General features: G+C 69.4%; 3 protein-coding genes. All 3 read left to right on the top strand.

Annotated features, from left to right (window positions below):
• Window positions 1–239 precede the first annotated feature (239 nt).
• From thrA to thrC, 3 genes are read left to right on the top strand one after another with little or no spacing between them, the layout of a single operon-like run.
• The gene (gene thrA / locus AB4Y84_RS12870; RefSeq protein ID WP_363733093.1) at window positions 240–2,744 is read left to right on the top strand and encodes a bifunctional aspartate kinase/homoserine dehydrogenase I; all 2,505 of its coding nucleotides are present in this window, start codon (window positions 240–242) and stop codon (window positions 2,742–2,744) included.
• Window positions 2,741–3,655 (top strand): homoserine kinase, encoded by a 915-nt coding sequence (locus tag AB4Y84_RS12875; protein WP_442244785.1) that lies wholly within the window; start codon window positions 2,741–2,743, stop codon window positions 3,653–3,655. Before thrA ends, AB4Y84_RS12875 begins: the two co-directional genes overlap by 4 nt.
• 29 nt (window positions 3,656–3,684) lie before the next feature.
• Window positions 3,685–4,974: a threonine synthase gene (thrC, locus tag AB4Y84_RS12880; RefSeq protein WP_442250234.1), complete on the top strand. Its 1,290-nt coding sequence runs from the start codon at window positions 3,685–3,687 to the stop codon at window positions 4,972–4,974.
• The last annotated feature ends 66 nt before the right edge of the window (window positions 4,975–5,040 follow it).

Here is a 5,040-nt window from a genome sequence, read left to right on the forward strand (position 1 = left end):
GTGTTTTCTGTACGCCATGGTCCTTGATGCCGCCACTGCCCGCCTGATCGACTCCGCTGCTGCGGGCCGTTCGACTGCGCCGGTCGCCATCACCACCACCATTACCACCACCACCGTCACCACTGCCCTGGTGCGGCCCGTCGTCTTCGTGTAACTCCCGAAAACAACGGCCCCGCACCATCCAGGTGACGGGGAAACTCGACCACCTGCATGCGACGGGGCCTCCAACCGAGGTCTGCATGTCTTCCATCGCCCCCGCCCATTCGCCTGCCGCGTCCGCACTGGCCGCACCGTCCACTGTCGTGCACAAGTTCGGCGGCACCTCGGTGGCCGACGCCGAGCGCTATCGCCATGTCGCCGGCCTGCTGCTGGCCCGCCCCGAGTCGTTGCAGGTCAGCGTGGTCTCGGCCATGAAGGGGGTTACCGATGCGCTGATTGAACTGGCGCACCTGGCAGCCCAGGGCGATGCCGGCTGGCAGGAGGCGTGGCATGCGCTGCGCGCGCGGCATCGGGGTGCCGCGGTAGCGCTGCTGGGTGAGCAGGTGGGCGATACCGTGGACTGGATCGATGCACGCTTCGATCAGTTGGCCGAGGTGCTGGCCGCGCTGGCGGTGATCGGCGAACTGCCACGCGAGGTGCTCGACCGCGTGCAGGGCCTGGGCGAAGTGTTCTCCGCACAGTTGCTCGGTACCCACCTGCGCGCGCTGGGCGAGGACTGCGCGGTGCTGGATGCACGCGATGTGCTGGTGGTCGGCCACGGCGAACTGGGCGTGGATGTCGACTGGGATGCCAGTGCCGGCCGCCTTGCCGCGTGGCGGCTGCAGCACCCGCAGTCGCGCGTGGTCGCCACCGGTTTCGTCGCCCGCGACCGCCAGGACCGCGTCACCACGCTGGGCCGCAACGGCAGTGACTACTCCGGCGCGATCTTCGCCGCACTGTTCGCCGCCGATGAACTGCATATCTGGACCGACGTCGACGGCGTGCTGTCGGCCGACCCGCGGCTGGTGCCGGAGGCCGTGCAGCTGCACGCGCTGAGCTACGACGAGGCCTGCGAGCTGGCCTATTTCGGGGCGAAAGTGGTGCATCCGCAGACGATGTCACCGGCGATCCGGCTGGGCCTGCCGATCTTCATCCGCAATACCTTCCAGCCCAGCCATCCGGGTACGCGGATCAGCGCCGAGCGCTCGCCACGTGGCCCGGTGAAAGGGCTGACGCTGAGCACGGATCTGGCCCTGCTGAACCTGGAAGGCACCGGCCTGATCGGCGTGCCGGGTACCGCCGAACGGGTGTTCGCCGCGCTGCGCCAGGCACAGGTCTCGGTGGTGATGATCTCGCAGGGCTCTTCCGAACATTCGATCTGCTGTGTTGTCCGCGCAGGCGAAGCGGCGCGTGGTCGCGATGCCGTGGTGCAGGCGTTCTCGCACGAGCTGGCCGCCGGCCAGGTGCAGCGGGTGCAGGTCAGCGAGGGCGTCAGCGTGCTGGCCGCCGTGGGCGATGGCATGGCAGGCCAGCCGGGTGTGGCTGCACGGCTGTTCGAATCGCTGGGCCGGGCGCAGGTGAACATCCTGGCGATCGCGCAGGGGTCCTCCGAACGCAACATCTCGGTGGCGGTGGCAAGCGCCGACGCGACCCGCGCGCTGCGTGCCGCGCATGCCGGGTTCTGGCTGTCGCCGCAGACGTTCGCGGTGGGGGTGATCGGTCCGGGCAATGTTGGCGCTGCGCTGCTGGACCAGCTGCTGGCGGCGCGCCCGCAGTTGCTGGCCAAGGCCAATGTCGATCTGCGCCTGCGCGCGCTTGCGTCACGCTCGCGCATGCGCCTGGAGGCCGATGGCCTGCATGAAGACTGGCGCCAGGCGCTGCAGGACGCCGGCCAGGCCAGCGATCTGGACCACTTCACCGAGCACCTGCTGGCCGCGCATCTGCCGCACGCGGTGGTGATCGACTGCAGTGGCAGCGCCGAGGTCGCCGAGCGCTATGAAGGTTGGCTGGCCGCCGGCATCCATGTGGTGACCCCGAACAAGCAGGCTGGCGCCGGTCCGCTGGCACGCTACCAGCGCATCCGCGCGGCGGCGGCGGCCAGTGGTGCGCGCTTCCGCTACGAGGCCACGGTGGGTGCCGGCCTGCCGGTGATCACCACGCTGCGTGACCTGGTGGATACCGGAGACGAAGTGCTGGCGATCGAAGGCATCTTCTCCGGCACGCTGGCCTGGCTGTTCAATCGTTTTGACGGCAGCCAGCCGTTCTCGGAACTGGTCGCGCAGGCGCGCTCGATGGGCTACACCGAGCCGGATCCGCGCGATGACCTGTCCGGTGTGGACGTCGCGCGCAAGCTGGTGATCCTCGCCCGCGAGGCCGGTCACGCGCTCAGCCTGGAGCAGGTGCAGGTGGAGAGTCTGGTGCCGGCGCTGCTGCGCGAGGGTAGCGTGGACGACTTCATGGGCCGCCTGAGCGAATCGGACGACGCGCTGTCGGCGCGGTTGCATGAGGCCCGCGAGCGCGGTGCAGTGCTGCGCTATGTCGCGCGGCTGGGGCCGGACGGTGCCTCGGTCGGCCTGCAGGAACTGCCGGCCGACCACGCGTTCGCCAACCTGCGGTTGACCGACAACGTGGTGCAGTTCCGTACCCGCCGCTACTGCGACAACCCGCTGGTGGTGCAGGGTCCGGGCGCGGGCCCGGAAGTCACCGCTGCCGGTGTGTTCGCCGATCTGCTGCGGGTGGCGGCCGGCGAAGGAGCGCGGCTGTGATCGCACGCGCCTTCGCGCCCGCATCGGTGGCCAACGTGGCCGTGGGTTTCGACATTCTGGGACACGCCATTGCCGGTATCGGCGATACGGTGAGCGTGCGCCGCATCGACGAACCGTTGGTGCGCATCGATGCGATCCGTGGCAGTGCGGTCGAACTGCCGCTGGATGCGCCAGGCAATACAGCAGGGGCCGCGCTGATCTCGCTGCGTGCAGCGCTGGGGCTGGGCTTCGGTTTCGCCATCGAGATCGACAAGGGCATTCCGTTCGGCTCCGGCATGGGCGGATCGGCGGCTTCCTGCGTGGCCGCGCTRGTGGCAGCCAATGCACTGCTGGACGCACCACTGCCGCGCGAAGCGCTGTATCCGTTCGCACTGGATGGCGAAGCCGTGGCCAGCGGTGGCCGCCATGGTGACAACGTCGGCCCGCTGCTGCTGGGCGGCGTGGCGCTGTGCACGGCTGATCGCCTGGTGCCGATTCCGGTACCGGCCAGCTGGCACAGCCTGCTGATGCATCCGCATGCGGTGCTGGAGACCCGGCGGGCACGACAGGCGCTGCAGGGCAGCTATGCGCTGGGCGAATTCGTCGCGCAGAGTGCCCACCTGGCGCTGGTGTTGAGCGGTTGCCATCGCAGCGATGCCGCGCTGGTGCGCGCCGGCCTGCGCGATGTGCTGGTGGAACCGCGGCGGGCGGGCCTGATCGTGGGCTTCGACGCGGCACGCGACGCTGCACTGGCCGCCGGCGCGATGGGCGCAGGCATTTCCGGCGCCGGGCCCAGCGTCTTTGCCTGGTTTGAAGATGCCGACCAGGCGCGCGCGGCAGCGCAGCCGGTGCGTGCGGCGTTTGCCGCTGCCGGCTTCGACAGTGATGCCTGGATCTCGCCGCTGGATGCACCCGGAGCCTGCTTGTGCTGAATCCTTCCTCCCTACCGGATATTGACCTCATGCAATTCGTTTCGACCCGCGGCCAGTCGCCGGCCGTTGGACTCAGTGCGGCCATCGCTGCCGGTCTCGCGCCCGACGGCGGGCTGTACGTTCCGGAGGCGCTGCCGGCGCCGCGGACGCTGCAGGCCGGTGCAGCCCTGGCCGACACCGCCGCTGACCTGCTGGCGCCATTCTTCGCGGGCGATGCGCTGGCCGAGGCCTTGCCATCGATCTGCCGCGAGGCCTTCGATTTCCCCGTGCCATTGCGCGCGCTGCGCAACAGCGGTGACCATGTGCTGGAGCTGTTCCACGGGCCGACGGCGGCGTTCAAGGATATCGGCGCGCGCTTCCTCGCCGGTGTGCTGTCGCGGCTGCAGACCGGCAAGGGACGCGATCTGACCATCGTCGTGGCCACTTCCGGTGACACCGGTGYAGCCGTAGCGGCGGCCTTCCATCGGCAGACCGGTGTACGCGTGGTGGTGCTGTATCCCGATGGGCGGGTGTCGCCGCGACAGGCGCATCAGCTCGGCTGCTTCGGCGACAACATCCAGGCACTGCGGGTGGCCGGTTCGTTCGATGATTGCCAGGCGATGGTGAAGCAGGCGCTGGCCGACCGCGATCTGCAGGCACAGGTGCCGCTGAGCTCCGCCAACAGCATCAGCCTGGGCCGGCTGCTGCCGCAGATGAGCTATTACGCGCACGCGGCGCTGAGCCATCATGCGCAGCATCAGCGGCGCTTGAACCTGGTGGTGCCGACCGGCAACCTCGGCAACGCCATGGCGGCAGTGCTGGCGCGCGCGCTGGGCATGCCGATCGGGCAGATCGTGCTGGCCACCAACGCCAACGCGGTGCTGCCGCGCTATTTCAGTGGCGACCGGTACCAGCCAGCGGCCAGCATTGCGACCGTGGCCAACGCCATGGATGTCGGCGCGCCCAGCAACTTCGAGCGGCTGCGCTGGCTGTACCAGGGCGATGATGCCGAGCTGCGGGCGGCGTTCCGCGCCTTCGCAGTGGATGACGTGACCATCCGCGCGACCATCGCCAGCGCGCATGCCAGCGACGGTGAGCTGTTCTGCCCGCACACGGCCACGGCGGTGAAGGTGCTGCAGGATCTGCGCGCCGGTGGCGCCAAGGGCGACTGGGCGGTGGTTGCTACCGCGCACCCGGCCAAGTTCGAGGCGGTGGTGGAACCGTTGATCGGCGAAGCAGTGGCGGTGCCGCCGACCTTGGATGCATTGCTGCAGCGTCCGGCACATGCCGAGCCATTGGCGGCGGACTACGCGGCATTGCGTGAGGTGTTGTTGCGTTGATGGAGGCGTCTGCGTGGATGCCGGCCAGCGGCCGGCACTACCAGAAGCACGCATCACGGGTAGTGC

This window comes from Stenotrophomonas sp. 2YAF22 (assembly GCF_052114665.1).
Classification (GTDB): domain Bacteria; phylum Pseudomonadota; class Gammaproteobacteria; order Xanthomonadales; family Xanthomonadaceae; genus Stenotrophomonas; species Stenotrophomonas indicatrix.

Bases quoted from the DNA above. Each gene is read 5' to 3' on its own strand.
- thrA (WP_363733093.1), top strand. From the start codon at position 240: ATGTCTTCCATCGCCCCCGCCCATTCGCCTGCCGCGTCCGCACTGGCC.